Origin of the sequence: Microvirga pudoricolor (assembly GCF_016892705.1) — a bacterium.
Taxonomy (GTDB): Bacteria; Pseudomonadota; Alphaproteobacteria; order Rhizobiales; family Beijerinckiaceae; genus Microvirga; species Microvirga pudoricolor.
Map to the genome: position 1 here is coordinate 1,506,241 of NZ_JAFEMB010000001.1, position 16,368 is coordinate 1,522,608.

Consider the following 16,368-nt stretch of genomic DNA (forward strand, 5'->3'; position numbering starts at 1 on the left):
AGAGCCGCGCAAGCCTTGACCCTTGACGGAGGGCGGACCGGAACCCGCCCTATCCGTTCGATGCGGACCGGACTTAGCTCCGGTCGTAGAAGAACAGCGTGCGTCCGCTCTCCGAGACCACCTTCTGCTCGACGATCCGGGCCCGCTTGGTCAGTTGGCCCGCGAAGGTCTCGACGCTGTAATCGTCGAAGATGTCCTCGCGCAGGGCCAGCATGGTCTGCACGGTCTGGTCGTTCTTCGGCACGAACTCGATGACCCCGAGGGGCGCCCGATCCACGAGCCAGTCCACCACTTGCGGCAGGGGCACGTTCTTGGCGATGGCGAGGTGATGCTCGAAGGCGAGCGCGACCATGCCGTCGACCTTGGCACGGTGGCCGAAGCCGGACCGCTCCGCCTGCATCCAGCCCTGGTCCGGGCTCGGATTGGAGGCGTCGAGCCACAGGGGCAGGAACTTGAGCTTGTCGGTCTGCGAGCGCGAGAAGGCGAGGTCCAGGGCGCGTTGGTCGAAGTCGAAGCCCACCACGTAGGAGGCGCCGCCCTCGAGGGCCGCCACGGAATAGTCGCCCGTGTTGCAGCCGATATCGATCATGATGCCCGGACGCGTCTTCGCGGCGAACTCGGCGACGAAGCGGCGCTTCTCCTGCGCCTCGGCGCTGCTGTAGGTGTTGTCCTTGGCATAATCGCCCCAGACCGTCTTGCCGGAGCGGGCCGGCTCGAGCTTGGCGATCCAATTGCGGAGCTGGCGCAGCATGCCCTCATAGGCCGTGCGGGACAGGGTGCGGGTGTTCTTGGCCTCCTGGATGGCCTTGGCCGGCGCGTTGGTGGCCTTGGCCTGGAGCTTCGCCTGCAGGATGACCTGGCTCAGCATGTTCCAGGACAACCGGCTGCTGAACGGCAGGGCCCGGGCCAGATCCGCCGTGGGGATGCCCTCCAGGCTGCCGCGATACCAGGTGTTGTGGGCGATGCCGAGAGACGATTGCAGCAGGAGCGGGTTCAGGAACTGCTCGCAGAACTGCCGATGGCCGATCCAGAACTCGCCTTTGCGATAGGGGCGGACCGACAGGAGATCGATGAAGACGGGCTGCGACCCGATGAACTGGACATTGTAGGCCGTCGCGTCCGACAGGACGGCGTCCTGCGCCAGAAGGTCGAGCTGCAGGTCCAGGTGATGGAGCGCCGCCGCCTTCAGGGCCCCGAAGGACCACTCGTAGGGATACGAGATGAACGGGACCCGCGGGTGCTCCACCACGTAGGCGGCGCGCGCGAAGCCCTCCTGGCCCGCGGGCTTCTCGATCTCGCGGCTCTCGATCAGCAGGCCCTTCTGGGCCGCCGCTGAGAGAATGCCCTTGTCGCGAACCGTCTCGTAATCGGCGCGTGCGCGCTCGTTGATCGTCCTGAAGATGCGTCCGGCATCCTCATAAACATGTCCCGCGGGATCGCGGTAGGATCCCGCGTTACGTTGCGCAGCTGTCATCGAAGAGGCCTATTACTTCCCGTCGATCTGCTTGGCGGCGGACCGGCCGGTGAAGAAGGCCTTCACGCGCTGATAGTAGAGGGACACAACGGTCACGCTGGCCGCGATGCCGCCGATCAGGGCCTGGAGCAGGATGCTGCCGGTGCCCGGATCCAGGTAGGCGTAGGCGGGAGTGGTCAGCAAGCCCAGGGCGAGCAGGCCCCAGATCATCGAACGGTGCTTCATGTGATTCTCTCAAACAATGGATTGCCGACAAAAAACTTTGTCGCCGCAGCCTATGCAACCGAAATTATGTCACCTCTGCGGCACGGTCCTTTAGCACGACACACCGTGACATATCGGCAACATGATTTCCTTTTCCTAAATTACCTCGCAACCATAAACAATCTGTCATATGGCCGATCCGGCCCCCGGATCTGCTTCCATTCGACGCGCCGTCTCCAGGGCCGCGGCCGCGCTTGAAAGCCGTGCCGGGGTCGCTTAGGCAGGGGCTCCACCGTCCGAGGAAGCCATGTTCGTCACACCGTCGCCCGACCTGAAAGTCAACACGCTCGCCTTCGAGACCACGCCCCTGGTCAAGCCGACGGGCTTTCGCGAGTACGACGCGCGCTGGTGGTTCGGCCACCCGAGCTCCGACAAGGCGCCGGAGCTCAACCTCATGGGCGTCCAGGCGCTCGGCATGGGCTTAGGCACCCTCCTCGGCCAGCTCGGCGTCAAGCGCGAGGTGGTGGTGGGCCACGACTTCCGGAGCTATTCCATGGCGATCAAGATCGCCCTCGCCCAGGGGCTGATGAGCGCGGGATGCGCCGTGCACGATATCGGCCTCGCGCTCTCGCCCATGGCCTATTTCGCCCAGTTCGCCCTCGACGTTCCGGCGGTCGCCATGGTGACGGCCTCCCATAACGACAACGGCTGGACCGGGGTGAAGATGGGCGCCCAGCGCCCCGTGACCTTCGGGCCCGAGGAGATGGGCCGCCTGAAGGAGATCGTCCTGTCCGGCGCCTTCGAGGCCCGCGAGGGCGGCTCCTACCGGTTCGTCGAGAACTTCGCGGACGCCTATGCCCGCGACCTGACGGACCGGCCGCGCCTGCGCCGCCGGATCAAGGCCGTGGTGGCCTGCGGCAACGGCACCGCCGGCGCCTTCGCGCCGGGGATCCTGGAGGCGCTCGGCGTCGAGGTGATTCCCCTCAACACCGATCTCGACCACACCTTTCCGAACTACAACCCGAACCCGGAAGACATGGAGATGCTCCACGCCATGGCGGCGGCCGTGAAGGAGCACGGGGCCGATGTGGGCCTCGGCTTCGACGGCGACGGCGACCGCTGCGGCGTGGTGGACAACCATGGCGAGGAGATCTTCGCCGACAAGATCGGCGTCATGCTGGCGCGCGACCTGTCGAGCCTGCACCCGGGCGCGCAGTTCGTGGTGGACGTGAAGTCCACAGGCCTGTTCGCCACCGATCCGGTGCTGCAGAATCACGGGGCGAAGACCGATTACTTCAAGACCGGTCATTCCTACATCAAGCGCCGGGTCAAGGAGCTGAACGCCCTGGCGGGCTTCGAGAAGTCCGGCCACTTCTTCTTCAACACTCCCGTGGGCCGGGGCTACGACGACGGCCTCGTGACGGCGATCGCGGTGCTCGACATGATGGACCGCAATCCGCAGAAGAGCGTCGCGGACCTCTATGCGGAGCTGCCCAAGACCTGGGGCTCGCCCACCATGTCGCCCCACTGCGCCGACGAGGTGAAGTACGACGTGGTCGAGCGCGTCACCGCCCGCCTGACCGCCATGGCGGAGGCCGGCGAGGCCATCGCGGGCCAGACCATCGTCGACGTCAACACCGTCAACGGCATCCGGGTCACGGCCCAGGACGGCACCTGGGGCCTGGTGCGCGCCTCCTCCAACAAGCCTGAGCTGGTGGTGGTGGTGGAGAGCCCCGTGTCGGAGGAGCGCCTGCACGCCATGTTCAAGGGCGTGGATGCCGTCCTGCGCGAGAATCCCGAGGTCGGGGCCTACAACCAGACGATCTGATCCCTTCGGCTCCGGGGTGGGGAGCCCCGCATCGCCGACGCGGCGGTGCTAGTTGACCGTCTTGGACCCGTCCAGGACATGCCAGCTGGCTCCCTGCCACAGGGTCCCGCCGATGTCGTAGGTGGTGATGCCCGGGACCTTGTCCAGATACCAGTACTCGGCCTTCCATCGATAGTCGTGGAAGATCCGCGAGGCCCTGTTGCGGGACGCCGGGATGGCACAGTCTCCCGTGGCGGCGCAGATGAAGCCTGCCACGTTGGCGATGCTGTTGTGCTCGCCGGACCGCTGCATCGGACCTTTCGCGCCGGCGGGCTTGAAGGCGAAGGTGGGATTGGCCTTGCCCATCAGGATCGGGGTGGCCACGTCGAACGGGCCTTCGGCGCGGCTGTTTCGGATCCGGTTGATGCCGTGGTCCGCGATGAGCACGATGGTCGTCGCGTCGTACACGCCCTCGCGCTTGAGAGCCGCCAGGAACCCGCTCAGGGCCTTGAGGCCGCACACGATCTGCGTCCGGTAGCTGGCGCGCGAATAGGCGATGGTCTCGCCCACATAGGCGCATCGCTCGTCGATGACGATGGGACCGTGGGTGTTGAAGAGGTGCAGGAACTTCGCGGTCGGGGCCGGAGACGTGGGCTTGGCCTTCCGGCTCAGATCCGCCAGCAGGGCGTTGCTCCGGGCGGCGTGCTGGGACAGGTTGACGTCGCTCACGGCCGGGGCGATGCGCCATTGGCCCTTGTTGTAGACCGCCTCCTTCACGGCGAGGGGCGCGAGCCTCAACAGCCCCAGGTCGAGGAGCTGCGCGCCGCTCTCCACATAGGACGAGCGCTCCCCGAGCAGCAGGTTGCTGTCGGTCACGCAACGGGCCTTGGCCGGGCAGATCCGGCGGATGGGGTTGAGAACCGTCGAGCGGTAGCCGCGCTCGGCCAGCCGGTTGAAGACGGATCCCTCCTGCACGGCGACGCGGTAATATTCGGGCATCGAGATCGTCTTGTCGTACTCGATGCCCGAATGGATCGCCGGGATCGACAGGAAGGTCGTGGGGGCGACGCCCGCCGTATCGGGGTAGTAGGTGAATCCGTCCAGGGCCGCCTCGACCTCGGGCGCGGTCTTGAGAGATTCCTCGAACAGGTCGCTCTGCATCGCGTCCATCAGGATCACGAGCGTGTTCTTCTCGGGCGAGAACTCATAGAACGCCGAAAAGTCCTCCTGCTTCGGGAAGCGGGGGGCTTGCGCGGTCAGGGCGGGCCATGCGGTGGCGAGGCTGCCGAGGGTGAGCACGAGCAGGCCCCCGGCCAGGATCCGGGGCCGCGCACGGGCGAAGGCGAACGCGCCCGCCAGGAACAGCAGGATGAACGCGCCTTCGAGCGCTTTCTTCCAGGGCGCGACCTGGAGCGAAAAGTTCTGCCCGTCCAGGAGCCCGAAATCGTACACGACGAAGTTGCCGTAGGCCCACGCATAGGCGGCGAGGGCACCCATGAGGCAGGCCCAGAGGCCGGCCGCACGCACCGGCAGGACGAGGGCGGGCAGGAGCGTGAGGGCGATCAGGGCGGCCATGCCGTAACGGTAGAGCCACACGAGACTGTTCACCGGCCAGGCGAATTCGCCGGCATTGCCGCTGTGAATTTCGGCGGGAATCGAGACGAAGAAAACCGCGCAGGCCAGGATGCCGGCGGCGGCGGCCAGGAGAACGGCGGACGAGCGAGAAATCATGGCGCTTCCAGTGAGCAAAGCCGATGACTACGACGGGGGAGGCATTTGGGCAATCTGGCCAATCCCTGCCCTCGCGGCCCGCCCGGGTGCGGCGACGGGAAGCATGACGCCCTGCCCGCTCGGCCTGACGGCTGGAACCTGCGCCAACTGAAAGGATCGATTTCTGATCGGAAAACTGGAGCGGGCGAAGGGATTCGAACCCTCGACCCCAACCTTGGCAAGGTTGTGCTCTACCCCTGAGCTACACCCGCGCTCCGTTTGGAATTGGTGGAGCCAGGCGGGATCGAACCGCCGACCTCTTGCATGCCATGCAAGCGCTCTCCCAGCTGAGCTATGGCCCCATTCCAACAACCGGCATCGTCTGCCGCGCTCTCCGACCCCGGATGACGAACCGGTCGCCCGACCCGCTGAGGGGAAACCCGAAGGGATGGTGCCGCAAGAGGGATTCGAACCCCCGACCCCCTCATTACGAATGAGAAGGCGATCATTTCCGAGCGTTTCCTCACGTTTCCCTACGTTGGTCTATTCCCTTATGAAACAGCTACTTATATGCTGCAGTGTGTCCTGGTGTTTCCGCCAGTTTCCATAAATGGTGGTCACCCGGTGGTCACCGTTAATCTGAGTGACCACGCATGGCAAAGGCAGCGATCAAGATAACCAAGAGGTCTGTTGACGCTGCAGAGCCTGAGAGTGCTCGTTATGAGTTGTGGGATACGGACCTCAAAGGCTTTGGCCTCCGCGTTGAACCAACGGGTATAAAAACATTCATTGCTCGTTATCGAGCAGGGGCTGGCGGAAGGACGGCCCCGAAGCGATTCGTAACCCTGGGGCGGTACGGCGCCCTGACACCAGATGATGCTCGGCGGAAAGCCAAGGAAGTTCTTGGCGCCGCAGCACGCGGCGAGGACCCTGCCGATGCAAAAGCGAAAGAGCGGGCCGCGGCCAGCCTCTCAGAGTTGGCTGAAGCATTTCTTGCAAGCCACGTCAGGAAGAAGCGGAAGGCCAAGACGGTTGAGAACTATGAGAATGCGATAAACAATTACATTCTACCCAACCTCGGTCGGAAAAAGGCCAAGTTGGTCGCAAGGCTTGATCTGTCTAGGCTCCACGGGGATTTGTCCGACAAACCTGCTATCGCCAACCAGATAATCGCAGTAGCCAGTTCGATGTTCTCATGGGGCTCACGGCACAGCTTTGTGCCTGAGGGCTTCAATCCAGCCTCCAAGATTGAACGATATGATGAGAGGCGTAGGGAACGCTTCCTCTCGACCGACGAGATCGAACGGATTGGAGAAGCTTTGAGAGAGGCCGAAACTATTGGGCTGCCTTGGGAGCCAGATCCTGACAAGCCGCAGTCGAGGGCCAAGCACTCTCCGAAAAGCGAAAACCGACGCGTAAAATTCGGCAAGGAGACCGTGGCGGCTATCCGCCTGCTCCTTCTGACGGGCGCCAGGCTCCGGGAAATATTGCATCTGCGTTGGGACTATGTGGACTCAGAGCGTGGGCTACTTCTGCTTCCGGACTCTAAAACAGGTCGCAAGACTATCATCTTGAATGCCCCCGCCTTGCTCATCCTTGAGGGTCTGGAGCGCGTGTCGGATTACGTCATTCCCGGGGACAAACCCGGCAAGCCTCGATCAGACCTCAAACGCCCCTGGGCGGCCGTCTCGACGCGGTCTGGTTTAAAAGGCGTCCGGCTTCACGACCTCCGGCACACCCATGCCAGCTTTGGAGCCGGCTCCGGAATGGGGCTTCCGATCATCGGCAAGCTACTGGGTCACACTCAATCAGCTACAACTGCCCGCTACGCTCACTTAGACGCAGACCCTTTGCGCCGGGCCTCTAACAAGATTGGCGGGGCGATAGCCGCTGCTCTCGAAGGTAGGCCCAATGGCCCTGCCATGCCAATTGAAGGAAAGACGAAGCAGTTAGGGGAGAGTGATTGAGCAGAACTACAGCCAAATTGGATCTCATCGACCGCTATGCGATGAGCCTCATGGACGGCGCGCTGTGGCTGATCCCATCCAGCAGAAACAGGCATTTGATTTCGATCTGCCTAGACTTGGAGGCACGGGGACTTTGCTCAGTCAGCCGATTGTTCGGCTATCAAGACGGCAGGGTCCTGTGCGAACTGAGTGAGACCGGCCGTAAGGCTTTTGCAGATTGGCAGGCTCTCTAGGCTGCCTCTGAGGGATCCGCTCGTTCTCCCCTCGCGACGATTTCAAGCGTGCCGTCCGGGAGCGGGCGCTGGAGTTTGAGAGCCTCCTCCAGGGGTGCCGTCAGCCATGCCTCGTACTCTTCGTCCGTTGTGAGAATGACCGGCATAGCCTTGGGGTGGATCGGCTTTACCTCGGCATTGGGTTCCGTTGTCAGGAAGCTGAAGAGATGATGTCCGCCCTCAACTAGGTGGTTCTTGGTGTCACGCGCTCCAAGATCTGTCACACTAACGTTTGAGAAAATAGGGTATTTGCGCGGGGTCATTTTCCTGATGCCCGCAAAGATATTAGCAAGGCGGACGCTGGCGACGGTGTTAATTCTTTGCTTCACGGCCATATAAAGGCTCTGGTCTTTCCGGCCAGGGGAAGAGATCTAATGCGCTTTGAGATGTACCGTGACACTGTTGGAGAATACCGATGGCGCCTGAAGCACGAGAACGGCAATGTCATCGCTGACTCAGGCGAAGGCTATAGGAAAGCAGTCGACTGTCGGCATGGGATCATGATCATCACGTCCTTGCCTGGGACAACCCCGGTCGTCGATATGACCACCCAATACGCTGAGCCCGAGCTTGAGAACTCCGAGAGGTGGTAGAGGTGTAAACAGCGGTATAAGGAATAATGCTCTGCCGCTTGTGCTCGCCTGTACCACTCTCAAAATGGGCGCAGCCAAGGCTCTTTGGGCATGTGCAACCTCCGCGCCTCGCTTACAACACAATGTTTGATGCTTATAGCCCCGTTAGCAGCCCCTCAGTCGGCTCCTGATCTTTTCGGCGCAATCGCGCGCCTCGAAGCACACATGGCTTTGAGGTGATCTATGGCCGAACTCAAAAATGGTGAGTCTACCTATCGGGCACAGCTCGTTGACCGCGTGACTGGGAGAGCGACAGAAACTACATTCCCTTGTCTAGATGACCGTGAGGCCATCCTGATGGCTCAACATCTTGCCTTGTATCGCCTCGTCGAGTTGTCGCAAGGTGACAGAATCATAGGGTCATTTCCTCTAGCAGGAGGACCCAGCGATGCTTGAACGGCTTGAAGTCTCGGATACTTGATACGGCTGGCCTCGTAAAAGCCGCGATCCCATGGCTAACTGTCTCAGTCAGAAGCTCCACAGTCAGCTTTTGATCTTTTCGGCGTGACTCCGCGCCCCAAAGCGTCCCCGGCTTTGGAGGTTGCCATGCTCTCTTACCAACTTATAGATCATCGAAGCCTCAGAACCAATCTGCTCTGGTGGCGGAATGGCCCCGTAAACTGGCTTTTGATCACGTTAAGCCTCTGCTTCTGCCTTTGGGCGATCAGTTGGGGCTTAATTTGACTTTAGCCAAATGTCAGCCAATCAGTGATGGAGGCATTCATGCCAACAAATCTCCCGCCAGATCGGAAAACTAATACTTCAGCCGAAGTAGCTCTCAATCGAAACCTGGGCACATCATTAAACTGGCTTGCCGTTGTTATTGGGATTGGTCTTTGCTTCTGGGTTGTCAACTTCGGCCTAAAGTCGCCTTCTTATGTCAACAGCCCAAGTGCGGTTGAGGCTTTGCTCCAACAGTAGGAAACTGACCTCTATGTTTGGCGACCTACCGCCGCCGGGTCTAAAGTCGCAATTGCTTATTGTCGGAATCATATCCGTGGGAGCCTTTGGGTTTCTGGTCATGGCAGCCCTTATGCTCTGAGTCACTGCGATGACCCGATACATGTCTGCCAATCGACTGTTGCCCCTGACATCTCGTGAGCTTGCTTGAAGATAAGGCCTGCGACTGGCTGAGGCCTTCCTTAAAGCAGATCTTGAAAGCTTAAAGCGCCATGCGCCTTGAAAACTCCCCGACCAATCGTGAAGCCAGAGGACAGCTCATGCGCTGGGGCCTTTACAGAGTTCCAGCGCTCGCTGCTGTAGGATTGGGGCTTTGGGCCGCCGTCTTTTGGTTGACCTGACCCCTCTTCCGAAAACTCCTGCGTCCCTACCACACTCTTCTCGATACAGACCCTGAGACGAGTTCCAATCATGATGGCGCCGTCGCGATCGTGCGATGCCATTTCTTAGATGGTGCGCTGGTCATTGACCATTATTTGAGCTTCGCCTGTAAGCATCTAAGTTTGACAGCAGAGCGACGTGCCGCCAGTTGATCCTCACAACAGCCAAGCGGCACAGATCCTCAAGCTACCTGTTTTTCAGGTGTGTGGGGTGTGTGAGGTGTGAGGCTCAATAAATTCAGCAGCTTAGCCCCACACACCTGCTTGGTGAGAGGTGTGTGGGGTGTGTGGCTAGATCGCCGGAAATCGCCGACTGTTGCTTCGTGTAGACTGAAAACAGCCTACAATCAGCTATCACGCTGTCGTTTGCCCAGGCGTTGGCGTCGAAGGGACTTCAAGAGGCGTCGATGGAGGAACGCCTAGAGGCTCACCCTGCCCCGGTAGCTCACTTGGTCCTGTAGGAGGCACACCCACCGGCTCCTGATTGCCTGGAAGGCCCTCAGGGCCAGCGGGAGGTAGTACAGGCTCAGGTCCCGGCGCCGGGATGTCCGGCTGCGGCGGCGAAGGAACGTCGGGCATATCGGACATGTCATCATCCTGTCGGGTTGCTACCTATGAATCCACTGAGACAGGGTCCGTTCCCTAGCCCTAAGGATTCCGCGTGTCTTAGACTCTCGGAGAACGAGGGAAAGCAGACATGGCTATCAGGTTTCGGTTCTACGTCTTTGAAGAGAACGGGTGCCTCAAGCGGATCCCCAGGCATGTTGCAGACCGTCTGCCCTTCGGAGAGGACACGATCCCCGAGTACGCCGGCACAGCCCAGAAGGTGGTTCAGGTCGTTGTCGAGAACGAGATGGCAAGCCCGTCAGAATTTTGGATGCCACGGGCTCAATCTGGCACTTCGACAAAAACGGCAGCATCGTCGACAGCCTTCATAAGAGCCTGCGAGCCGTCCTGATGGCGAACGCCCAGGAGAAGAAAAAGCCTGGCAAGGTTGTCGATCTACGCCCTGATGTGAAGCGGAAGCAATTGCTGGAGCCGTACCGCTGGGACGTGACAGCCGAGCACTTAGACCGCATCGCCGCTGACCTATGGCCTGGGCTGGCAAAAGCTAACGAGGTCCGGACGGTCAAGGGTAGCCTCAGGAAGATCCCTCCCCTCACCCGTGAAGGCCGCGAAGCTGTCGACAAGCTGCACTCCGCTGTGGCCAACATGACGAACTGCCTTCAAGGGTTGTCAGAGGCAGCTCTCAAAGGATTGGTCTACGAAGCGGATCACTTGGCCGCTGCCTACGCGGAAGGAAGGCCCTTCTGGCAGGCCATCACCACCGAGGCCCAGAAGTACAAGGACATCCAGACACAGCACCGCACTGGGAAAGGCCCGTTTGTTGCCGTCCTTCGCCTATGGAAGGAGGTCGATAAGTATGAAGTGCGCGAAGTCGATACGATTGCGGTTCGTTGCAAGAACAAGGCAGCGGCCATTGAGACTGCTCGACGGCTCCTTGCTGAGAACGCTCACAGGTTTGACGATGGCGTGTCGGTCGAGGCTGAAGTGCTAGCCTCTTTGGAATGGGAAGCCGAGCCTGAGAAAGAAGTGGCAGAGACTTGATCTAGATACAGTCCAATCCTGTAATTGGGCCTGTATTATCAGGACAAGCTAGTTTGGGGAACTTTGATTGCTGTTCTCGACTTTAGCTAGTAGCTAGGTGTTCAAAGGCAGGACTGATCACCCTCGACCGGGCAAGATGCTCTATCGCCAAGCAGGAATAAAAGACCTCGCTCCCCCTGGCGAGGTCTTTTCTTTGGTTTGTCTCAAATTCTTGGGCTAGCTCATTTGCAACTTTATTATTTCGCACGTGTTGACGCCTCAACACAGGGACGTGCGGCAAGCGATAGGATTTCGCTATGCTGACTGATGACGACTACTTCGAGAACATGAGAAAGAGCGAAGCACCCAAGCTCTGCAACTCGCTGATTGAGTTCGTCGGTATGACGCTTCGCAACAATTACACAGACACGTTCGTCAGCCCGGTATCGCCGGAGATCCAGAGATGGTTAGACGAGTTGGAGGCAGTGCCGCGAGCGCCGCTGGATCCGCATGAAAGCTAAGCCCACGCTTAGGCACCTGATGTCCTGTTGCCGCCAAGGTCGCTGGCATCCAAGTGCATGAGCTCAGCCAGACGGCTTCGGGCGCGAAAGACCCGGCTTTTGACGGTGCCGATAGCACAGCCTAAGGCGATTGCCGCCTCCTCGTACTGCATCCCTTCCATGCCAACCAGTAAAATGGCCTCCCGCTGATCCTGGGATAATTGGGCCAGAGCCGTCTCAAGCTCCTTGTGAGCGATCCTGTCCTCTTGTTCCGGGATAGAAATCATACTGGCAGCGAGTGAGCCATCTGCGTCCTCAACCTCACGGCCGGCCTTGCGGTGACTTGAGAAGAACTGGTTGCGCAGGATGGTAAAAAGCCAGGCCTGGAGGTTCGTGCCTTCCTCAAACCGGTCCGAGTAGCCGATAGCCTTGAGAACAGTATCCTGAACGAGGTCCTCAGCCTTGGTGCTGTCCTTGGTCAGCGAGATGGCGAAGGCTCTGAGGTTTGGAAGCGATGCCATGATCCCGTCAGTGAAGGACTGGTTGACCGGCTCGTTGTGAGCCCGGATGACCTGCGATACCCGGACGGCCAGTTGCTGAAGGCTACGGGGCAACTTGTCCCCAGCTGGATCAGCATACAAAGCGCGCAACTGCGCACCGAGATGGGCTTGGACCGCTTCATCAAGAGCGGCCTGCGGCGACAAGGGCGGTTCTGAATTCGTATCGGGCATAGGAATGACCTAGGCCAAGCTTGGCTTAAAACAACCTGTGAGCCCCAACCCAGAAAAAAGGCCGCTGTTGCCAGCGGCCCGAAGTTTAGGGAGGAAACGCCCAAGAAGGGCATGCAGCGCGGGCTCGCCACGAGACCTTGCTGCACTGCAAAAACTAGTTCAGGGCTGAACGCTCCGCAAGCCTCATTGGCCTCTGGCACTGGCGCGATTTGCGTCATTTGGCCTAGACATTGATCAGTGCATCCTTCCATTCTGCTGGTGGGGCCGTTCCCGTCTCTGGCCTTAAACCTGTTCTCAACCCACCAGATTACCTTACCTCCATCCTTCTGTGAGGGTTTGGCGTCCAACATCAGGATCAAAAATTGGGCTCAGAAAATTGCGATATCGAGTTAAAAATGAGTTCAGGAATGTCGGCTGATCAAAGCAGATTGCAGGGTCCCCTAAGGCAGCCCTCCGTTTCTCCCGCCGCACAGGCTCGTATCGGGGACCAACTGCGGTACATGTATGAGGATCTCAAGATACAACCTCTCCCTGAGACCATTCTTGCTGTTCTGAGGAAGCTGGAGCAGCAAGGCCCTGCTAGTCACGAGGACTAAGGCCATCATCGAGCCAGCAAAGTTCGAAGAGCTGTGACCACTCGACCAAGAGGCGGTGCCTGAGATGATGAAAAAGAAAGTCCTCACAATCACTGATGTCTACGTGCCGGTGAAGCGCCGGCAGACACTTGATCAGCAAAAGGTTGATAGCTTGGCCCAAGACATCTTGGCCGCTGGTCAGACTTCACCCATCCTCGTGCGGCCCGATGGCAACCGATACGTCTTGGTCGAGGGTCTTCATCGGCTCGAAGCGTGTCGTGCCCTCGGCGAGACGAACATTGATGTCTACCTCGTCCAGGCTCGGCAGCATTGAGACTGCCAAGACGGCCGCCCAGCTAGGCGTCACATCGAGCGATTGCGGCCTCTGAGGAACCAGATGGCAGCAGCGATGATCACGATGAGTAGGATGATCCACCAATAGCCAGTGATCCCACCTGTCGTGGTCGCTGGGGCCGCTCCCGGAGCAGGCGTTTGGGCAAATGCCGAGGAGGCGAATAGAATAAGAAAGCTAAAGAATGCTGCGAGTTGGTGCATGAGGAGGCCTCCGTTGAAGAGCCTCAGCAAGACAGGTCACCTCGCAACCAAGCTGGGCTACAAAGACCGAACGCTCCCTATCGAAAGGTTGTTCCACCTTTCACAGGGCTAGGAAGCGATCAGGCCGAAAGTCTCGTTCCTGTACGGAGCTCGCTGAAGGCTGGATATAGACAACAGCTCGGTGCCATTCGCGCCAGCTTGAGGCCCCTGAGACATAAGCCCCGCAGCAGACAGCATTTTGAAGTCCATCCGAGATGATGAAACAGCATTGATTGCGCTGAGCCTTCAGAGGACGTATTCGGAGCTTTGGATTTAACTCGGGTGTCAAGATAGCCGTCATCGTCTGCTCCACTCCCCTGCACCAAATGGCTAAGGTCCGCATATGCCTGTTCATTGCGAGGCGGCTTAAGCGGAAAGTAAACCGGGAATGGGACCTTATGACCTTGTGAGTTGGCGGGAGCCTCATGGCCAACCCTTCCCAATGCCTTCCGCAAGCTGGCCGTTTTTGAGGTGTGATCGGTGTGATTAGTGTGATCTCTAACAGTATCAATGACTTACGGGATCACACTCATATTTTGATTAGTGTGATCGGTGTGATTTTGGATCGCTCCACGTCGTCTGATGTCTCCGATGAGGGGTGGTCATCCAAGCCGGAGTATCACCGTTGATGTTACCAAGAGACTGGTCAGTTGGAAAAGAGGCCAATATCCCAAGAGATCGCCACCCTCGTCCGGTACTACCTCGGTAAACCGTTCCTTCGATTCAAGCAGCTCGGTCACCTAGATAGGGGTTGGCTCATCGCCAACTGGTCGGTCTAATACCTGCTAGGCTAGGGTGAAAGAGAACCAGCAGTCTCATCAAGGAGCCGAAAGCCCCATGACGTCGCCGACCGCTACTGCAGGAATGCTGATCCGCTGCCCAGTCCCCGAAGTATTTAACGCCTTCGTCGATCCAGCCGTCACAACACGTTTCTGGTTCACTCATTCAACCGGATGGCTCGCACCAGAGGCCGAAGTTAGGTGGACTTGGGCAATGTATGGCGCCACCACTGACGTCAGGGTCAAGGAGTTCGAACCCAATCGACGCATCCTTATGGAGTGGGATGTCGACTCGTCACCAACCGAGGTTGAGTGGATTTTCCAGCCCCATGCTGACGGCACATTTGTGGATGTCGTGAATAGGGGCTTTGCTTCAAGTTCGGACCAAGTTGCGAATGCTATTGAGAGCGCAGGTGGGTTTGCGCTGGTGCTCGCTGCAGCCAAGTTTTGGCTTGAGCATGGTATCCGTCCAACCCTTATCGAGGACCGCCACCCTAGTGCACATGTCTCAGGCTGGGTGTCAGCAAGCTAAAGGCTATGCAGGTTCTGATCCGCTCCCACACGCCCGCCCCATGCTGACGCTGGGCGGGGTGTGGTCTCCAAGGCCCTGACATTTCTTGGAATCAGACACCTCTTAGACAGGGTCTCTGCAAACCTCTTGCCAAAGTTGCCGATGAGGAGAGAAAATCAGTCGACATTGCTCAGCGGGATCGGTCGCTCCCTGGATCGCTAATTGCACCCTGGGCCAGATGCTCGCTCGCCCAGATGGCCGCTTGAGTCCGGTTGGAGACTTGGATCTTACGGAGAATGGCCTTCACGTGAACCTTCACGGTCGCCTCAGCGATATCGAGCTTGTTGGCGATGACCTTGTTGGCGTCGCCACGCATCAGCATGCGCAGAATATGCGCCTCTCGTTGAGACAATTTGTGCAGCGAAGGGTGCTCGCTCCAGCTTGGAACTGGCATTTCAATAATCTGCTGCGGAGAAGCAGATCTTGATACCCCCTCCTTCGCCAACATGTCGATTATGTTACCTGGCACGAACGTGTGGCCGAGAGCAACGAGCTCCAGCGCCTTGACCAACACATCAGGTTGCATCGTGGTGAGACAAAAACCGTTGGCACCTGCGCTTTGCAGCTGAAACAGGCTATCGAGGTCGAAAGCGTCAGATAGGACGACCACAGCTGCCGCGGGACTTTCTGCTTTGATTCGATCAATGAGTTCTGCCGTCTGAGAGGCCGAGGCCTCCCCTTCGATAACGATGAGTGATGGCTGTGCGATCCGCAGATCCTGCTGGGATGAGACAACGTCAAAGCCCTGGCTTGAAATGATATGCTCAAGCCCTGCTCGGATAAGCGCTGTTTTCAGCACCAGAGCGACGCTCTTGCGAGCGGCGGCTCTCAGATCAGGCACAAGGTTCAGTTGGACGGACAATGGTCGATCTCCGCTGCATCGAAGCAGCCCAAATGGTCAGGCTTCCAGGGGCGAAATGTGCCAAAGGTTATAGATCGAAGCTTTGCCGGATTGATACTAAACTGGAGGGGTAGGAACTTTAATGGTCAAGCTTCGTTGTAAGGAGTTCAGCCAAAGAAAAACCCCAGCTTTCGCTAGGGTAGGTAGAAGGCGAAGGGGAGAACAACCTTCGCTTTATCAACTGTGTCCTATGCGAGAAGTTCCTATCATTTGATATATTGTCATTGACCAACAGAATCAGCTCGTACCTTGCTGCGCGGACGGCCCCTTTTGGAAGCCCCAGCCGTGATGACGGATGCACCAGATAAGGAAATGGTCTCCAGCATTGCGTCCGCCATCTGCTTGAGAGCCTTTTGCTGCATCGGGCTCAGCAACCCGATCCGCTCGGCCAAGATCTGGTTGGGGGTCGGCAGGATCCCGACATCCTCGTCCTTGCCGTAGAGCCACAGGAGCGGGCACCCCAGGGCACGCGATATTTCCTCGAGACGGCCGGCCGTGATGCGGTTTGTCCCCTTCTCGTACTTCTGCAGTTGCTGGAAGGTCAGCCCTAGCCGTTTGGCTAGAATTTCCTGACTGAGTCCTTTGGCCTTCCGGGCTTCTCTGATCCTCTCACCGATGAGCCCATCAAGCTCAGAGGGGCTTTTGACACTGCGCATAGAACGACTCCGGCTCAGACATGCTGCCAACAACGAGAAGGCGAGCCAACCATAGCTAAATAACGTCC

At 59.1% G+C, this 16,368-nt stretch carries 15 protein-coding genes, 2 tRNA genes and 1 pseudogene; 8 read left to right on the plus strand and 10 right to left on the minus strand.

The features are described from left to right. Positions 1–73: 73 nt before the first annotated feature. Entirely contained in the window at positions 74–1,474 is a 1,401-nt protein-coding gene (locus ILT42_RS06900) for a methyltransferase domain-containing protein (RefSeq protein WP_204214699.1), read from the minus strand. Between the two features lie 12 nt (positions 1,475–1,486). Beyond that, a complete protein-coding gene (locus ILT42_RS06905; RefSeq protein WP_204214700.1) occupies positions 1,487–1,699 on the minus strand; it encodes a hypothetical protein in 213 nt (70 codons plus the stop codon). Between the two features lie 286 nt (positions 1,700–1,985). On the opposite strand from ILT42_RS06905, the gene ILT42_RS06910 reads away from it, so the two are divergent. Then, positions 1,986–3,506, plus strand: coding sequence for a phosphomannomutase/phosphoglucomutase (locus ILT42_RS06910; protein WP_204214701.1), 1,521 nt, complete (start codon positions 1,986–1,988; stop codon positions 3,504–3,506). A gap of 48 nt (positions 3,507–3,554) precedes the next feature. Here the strand turns inward: ILT42_RS06910 and ILT42_RS06915 are convergent, their stop codons facing one another. From ILT42_RS06915 to ILT42_RS06925, 3 genes are all read right to left on the minus strand, one after another. Further along, the gene (locus ILT42_RS06915) at positions 3,555–5,216 is read right to left on the minus strand and encodes a sulfatase-like hydrolase/transferase (protein WP_204214702.1); all 1,662 of its coding nucleotides are present in this window, start codon (positions 5,214–5,216) and stop codon (positions 3,555–3,557) included. 176 nt (positions 5,217–5,392) lie between these two features. Further along, positions 5,393–5,467 (minus strand) — tRNA-Gly (locus ILT42_RS06920). Positions 5,468–5,481: 14 nt separating this feature from the next. After that, positions 5,482–5,557 (minus strand) — tRNA-Ala (locus tag ILT42_RS06925). A gap of 291 nt (positions 5,558–5,848) precedes the next feature. On the opposite strand from ILT42_RS06925, the gene ILT42_RS06930 reads away from it, so the two are divergent. Then, on the plus strand, positions 5,849–7,162 hold the full coding sequence (locus ILT42_RS06930; RefSeq protein WP_204214703.1) for a tyrosine-type recombinase/integrase: 1,314 nt from the start codon (positions 5,849–5,851) through the stop codon (positions 7,160–7,162). 229 nt (positions 7,163–7,391) lie between these two features. Here the strand turns inward: ILT42_RS06930 and ILT42_RS22805 are convergent. Continuing rightward, a pseudogene (locus ILT42_RS22805) lies at positions 7,392–7,601 on the minus strand (SOS response-associated peptidase family protein); the annotation flags it as partial. 219 nt (positions 7,602–7,820) lie between these two features. Here ILT42_RS22805 and ILT42_RS06940 point away from each other — a divergent pair. From ILT42_RS06940 to ILT42_RS06950, 3 genes are all read left to right on the plus strand, one after another. Next, positions 7,821–8,027: a YegP family protein gene (locus ILT42_RS06940; RefSeq protein ID WP_407664540.1), complete on the plus strand. Its 207-nt coding sequence runs from the start codon at positions 7,821–7,823 to the stop codon at positions 8,025–8,027. A 2,336-nt stretch (positions 8,028–10,363) separates the two neighbouring features. Further along, a complete protein-coding gene (locus tag ILT42_RS06945; protein ID WP_204214706.1) occupies positions 10,364–11,014 on the plus strand; it encodes a hypothetical protein in 651 nt (216 codons plus the stop codon). A gap of 296 nt (positions 11,015–11,310) precedes the next feature. After that, positions 11,311–11,514, plus strand: a complete 204-nt coding sequence (locus tag ILT42_RS06950) for a hypothetical protein (RefSeq protein WP_204214707.1) — start codon at positions 11,311–11,313, stop codon at positions 11,512–11,514. Between the two features lie 8 nt (positions 11,515–11,522). Here the strand turns inward: ILT42_RS06950 and ILT42_RS06955 are convergent, their stop codons facing one another. Then, positions 11,523–12,224: a sigma-70 family RNA polymerase sigma factor gene (locus tag ILT42_RS06955; RefSeq protein WP_204214708.1), complete on the minus strand. Its 702-nt coding sequence runs from the start codon at positions 12,222–12,224 to the stop codon at positions 11,523–11,525. A 407-nt stretch (positions 12,225–12,631) separates the two neighbouring features. Between ILT42_RS06955 and ILT42_RS23265 the strand changes: the two genes are divergently transcribed. Further along, positions 12,632–12,820: a NepR family anti-sigma factor gene (locus tag ILT42_RS23265; RefSeq protein ID WP_407664541.1), complete on the plus strand. Its 189-nt coding sequence runs from the start codon at positions 12,632–12,634 to the stop codon at positions 12,818–12,820. Between the two features lie 67 nt (positions 12,821–12,887). Further along, the gene (locus ILT42_RS06965; protein ID WP_229428515.1) at positions 12,888–13,133 is read left to right on the plus strand and encodes a ParB N-terminal domain-containing protein; all 246 of its coding nucleotides are present in this window, start codon (positions 12,888–12,890) and stop codon (positions 13,131–13,133) included. A 29-nt stretch (positions 13,134–13,162) separates the two neighbouring features. On the opposite strand, the gene ILT42_RS06970 is transcribed toward ILT42_RS06965, so the two are convergent. Continuing rightward, positions 13,163–13,354, minus strand: coding sequence for a hypothetical protein (locus tag ILT42_RS06970; RefSeq protein ID WP_204214711.1), 192 nt, complete (start codon positions 13,352–13,354; stop codon positions 13,163–13,165). Positions 13,355–14,230: 876 nt separating this feature from the next. Between ILT42_RS06970 and ILT42_RS06975 the strand changes: the two genes are divergently transcribed. Next, positions 14,231–14,704 carry an SRPBCC domain-containing protein gene (locus ILT42_RS06975; RefSeq protein ID WP_204214712.1) on the plus strand — a complete coding sequence of 158 codons (474 nt, stop codon included), beginning with the start codon at positions 14,231–14,233 and terminating at the stop codon, positions 14,702–14,704. Between the two features lie 169 nt (positions 14,705–14,873). Here ILT42_RS06975 and ILT42_RS06980 read toward each other — a convergent pair whose 3' ends face one another. After that, the gene (locus ILT42_RS06980) at positions 14,874–15,605 is read right to left on the minus strand and encodes a LuxR C-terminal-related transcriptional regulator (protein ID WP_204214713.1); all 732 of its coding nucleotides are present in this window, start codon (positions 15,603–15,605) and stop codon (positions 14,874–14,876) included. 260 nt (positions 15,606–15,865) lie between these two features. Continuing rightward, complete coding sequence (locus ILT42_RS06985; RefSeq protein WP_204214714.1) at positions 15,866–16,300, minus strand: helix-turn-helix domain-containing protein; 435 nt, start codon at positions 16,298–16,300, stop codon at positions 15,866–15,868. Positions 16,301–16,368: the final 68 nt, after the last annotated feature.

Excerpts from the sequence above, each read along its gene's own strand:
- ILT42_RS06940 (WP_407664540.1), top strand. The coding sequence starts at position 7,821 with ATGTACCGTGACACTGTTGGAGAATACCGATGGCGCCTGAAGCACGAG.
- ILT42_RS06915 (WP_204214702.1), bottom strand. The coding sequence starts at position 5,216 with ATGATTTCTCGCTCGTCCGCCGTTCTCCTGGCCGCCGCCGCCGGCATC.
- ILT42_RS06965 (WP_229428515.1), top strand. The coding sequence starts at position 12,888 with ATGAAAAAGAAAGTCCTCACAATCACTGATGTCTACGTGCCGGTGAAG.
- ILT42_RS06930 (WP_204214703.1), top strand. The coding sequence starts at position 5,849 with ATGGCAAAGGCAGCGATCAAGATAACCAAGAGGTCTGTTGACGCTGCA.
- ILT42_RS06900 (WP_204214699.1), bottom strand. The coding sequence starts at position 1,474 with ATGACAGCTGCGCAACGTAACGCGGGATCCTACCGCGATCCCGCGGGA.
- ILT42_RS06975 (WP_204214712.1), top strand. The coding sequence starts at position 14,231 with ATGACGTCGCCGACCGCTACTGCAGGAATGCTGATCCGCTGCCCAGTC.
- ILT42_RS06905 (WP_204214700.1), bottom strand. The coding sequence starts at position 1,699 with ATGAAGCACCGTTCGATGATCTGGGGCCTGCTCGCCCTGGGCTTGCTG.
- ILT42_RS06945 (WP_204214706.1), top strand. The coding sequence starts at position 10,364 with ATGGCGAACGCCCAGGAGAAGAAAAAGCCTGGCAAGGTTGTCGATCTA.
- ILT42_RS06985 (WP_204214714.1), bottom strand. The coding sequence starts at position 16,300 with ATGCGCAGTGTCAAAAGCCCCTCTGAGCTTGATGGGCTCATCGGTGAG.
- ILT42_RS06970 (WP_204214711.1), bottom strand. The coding sequence starts at position 13,354 with ATGCACCAACTCGCAGCATTCTTTAGCTTTCTTATTCTATTCGCCTCC.
- ILT42_RS06950 (WP_204214707.1), top strand. The coding sequence starts at position 11,311 with ATGCTGACTGATGACGACTACTTCGAGAACATGAGAAAGAGCGAAGCA.
- ILT42_RS23265 (WP_407664541.1), top strand. The coding sequence starts at position 12,632 with ATGTCGGCTGATCAAAGCAGATTGCAGGGTCCCCTAAGGCAGCCCTCC.
- ILT42_RS06955 (WP_204214708.1), bottom strand. The coding sequence starts at position 12,224 with ATGCCCGATACGAATTCAGAACCGCCCTTGTCGCCGCAGGCCGCTCTT.
- ILT42_RS06910 (WP_204214701.1), top strand. The coding sequence starts at position 1,986 with ATGTTCGTCACACCGTCGCCCGACCTGAAAGTCAACACGCTCGCCTTC.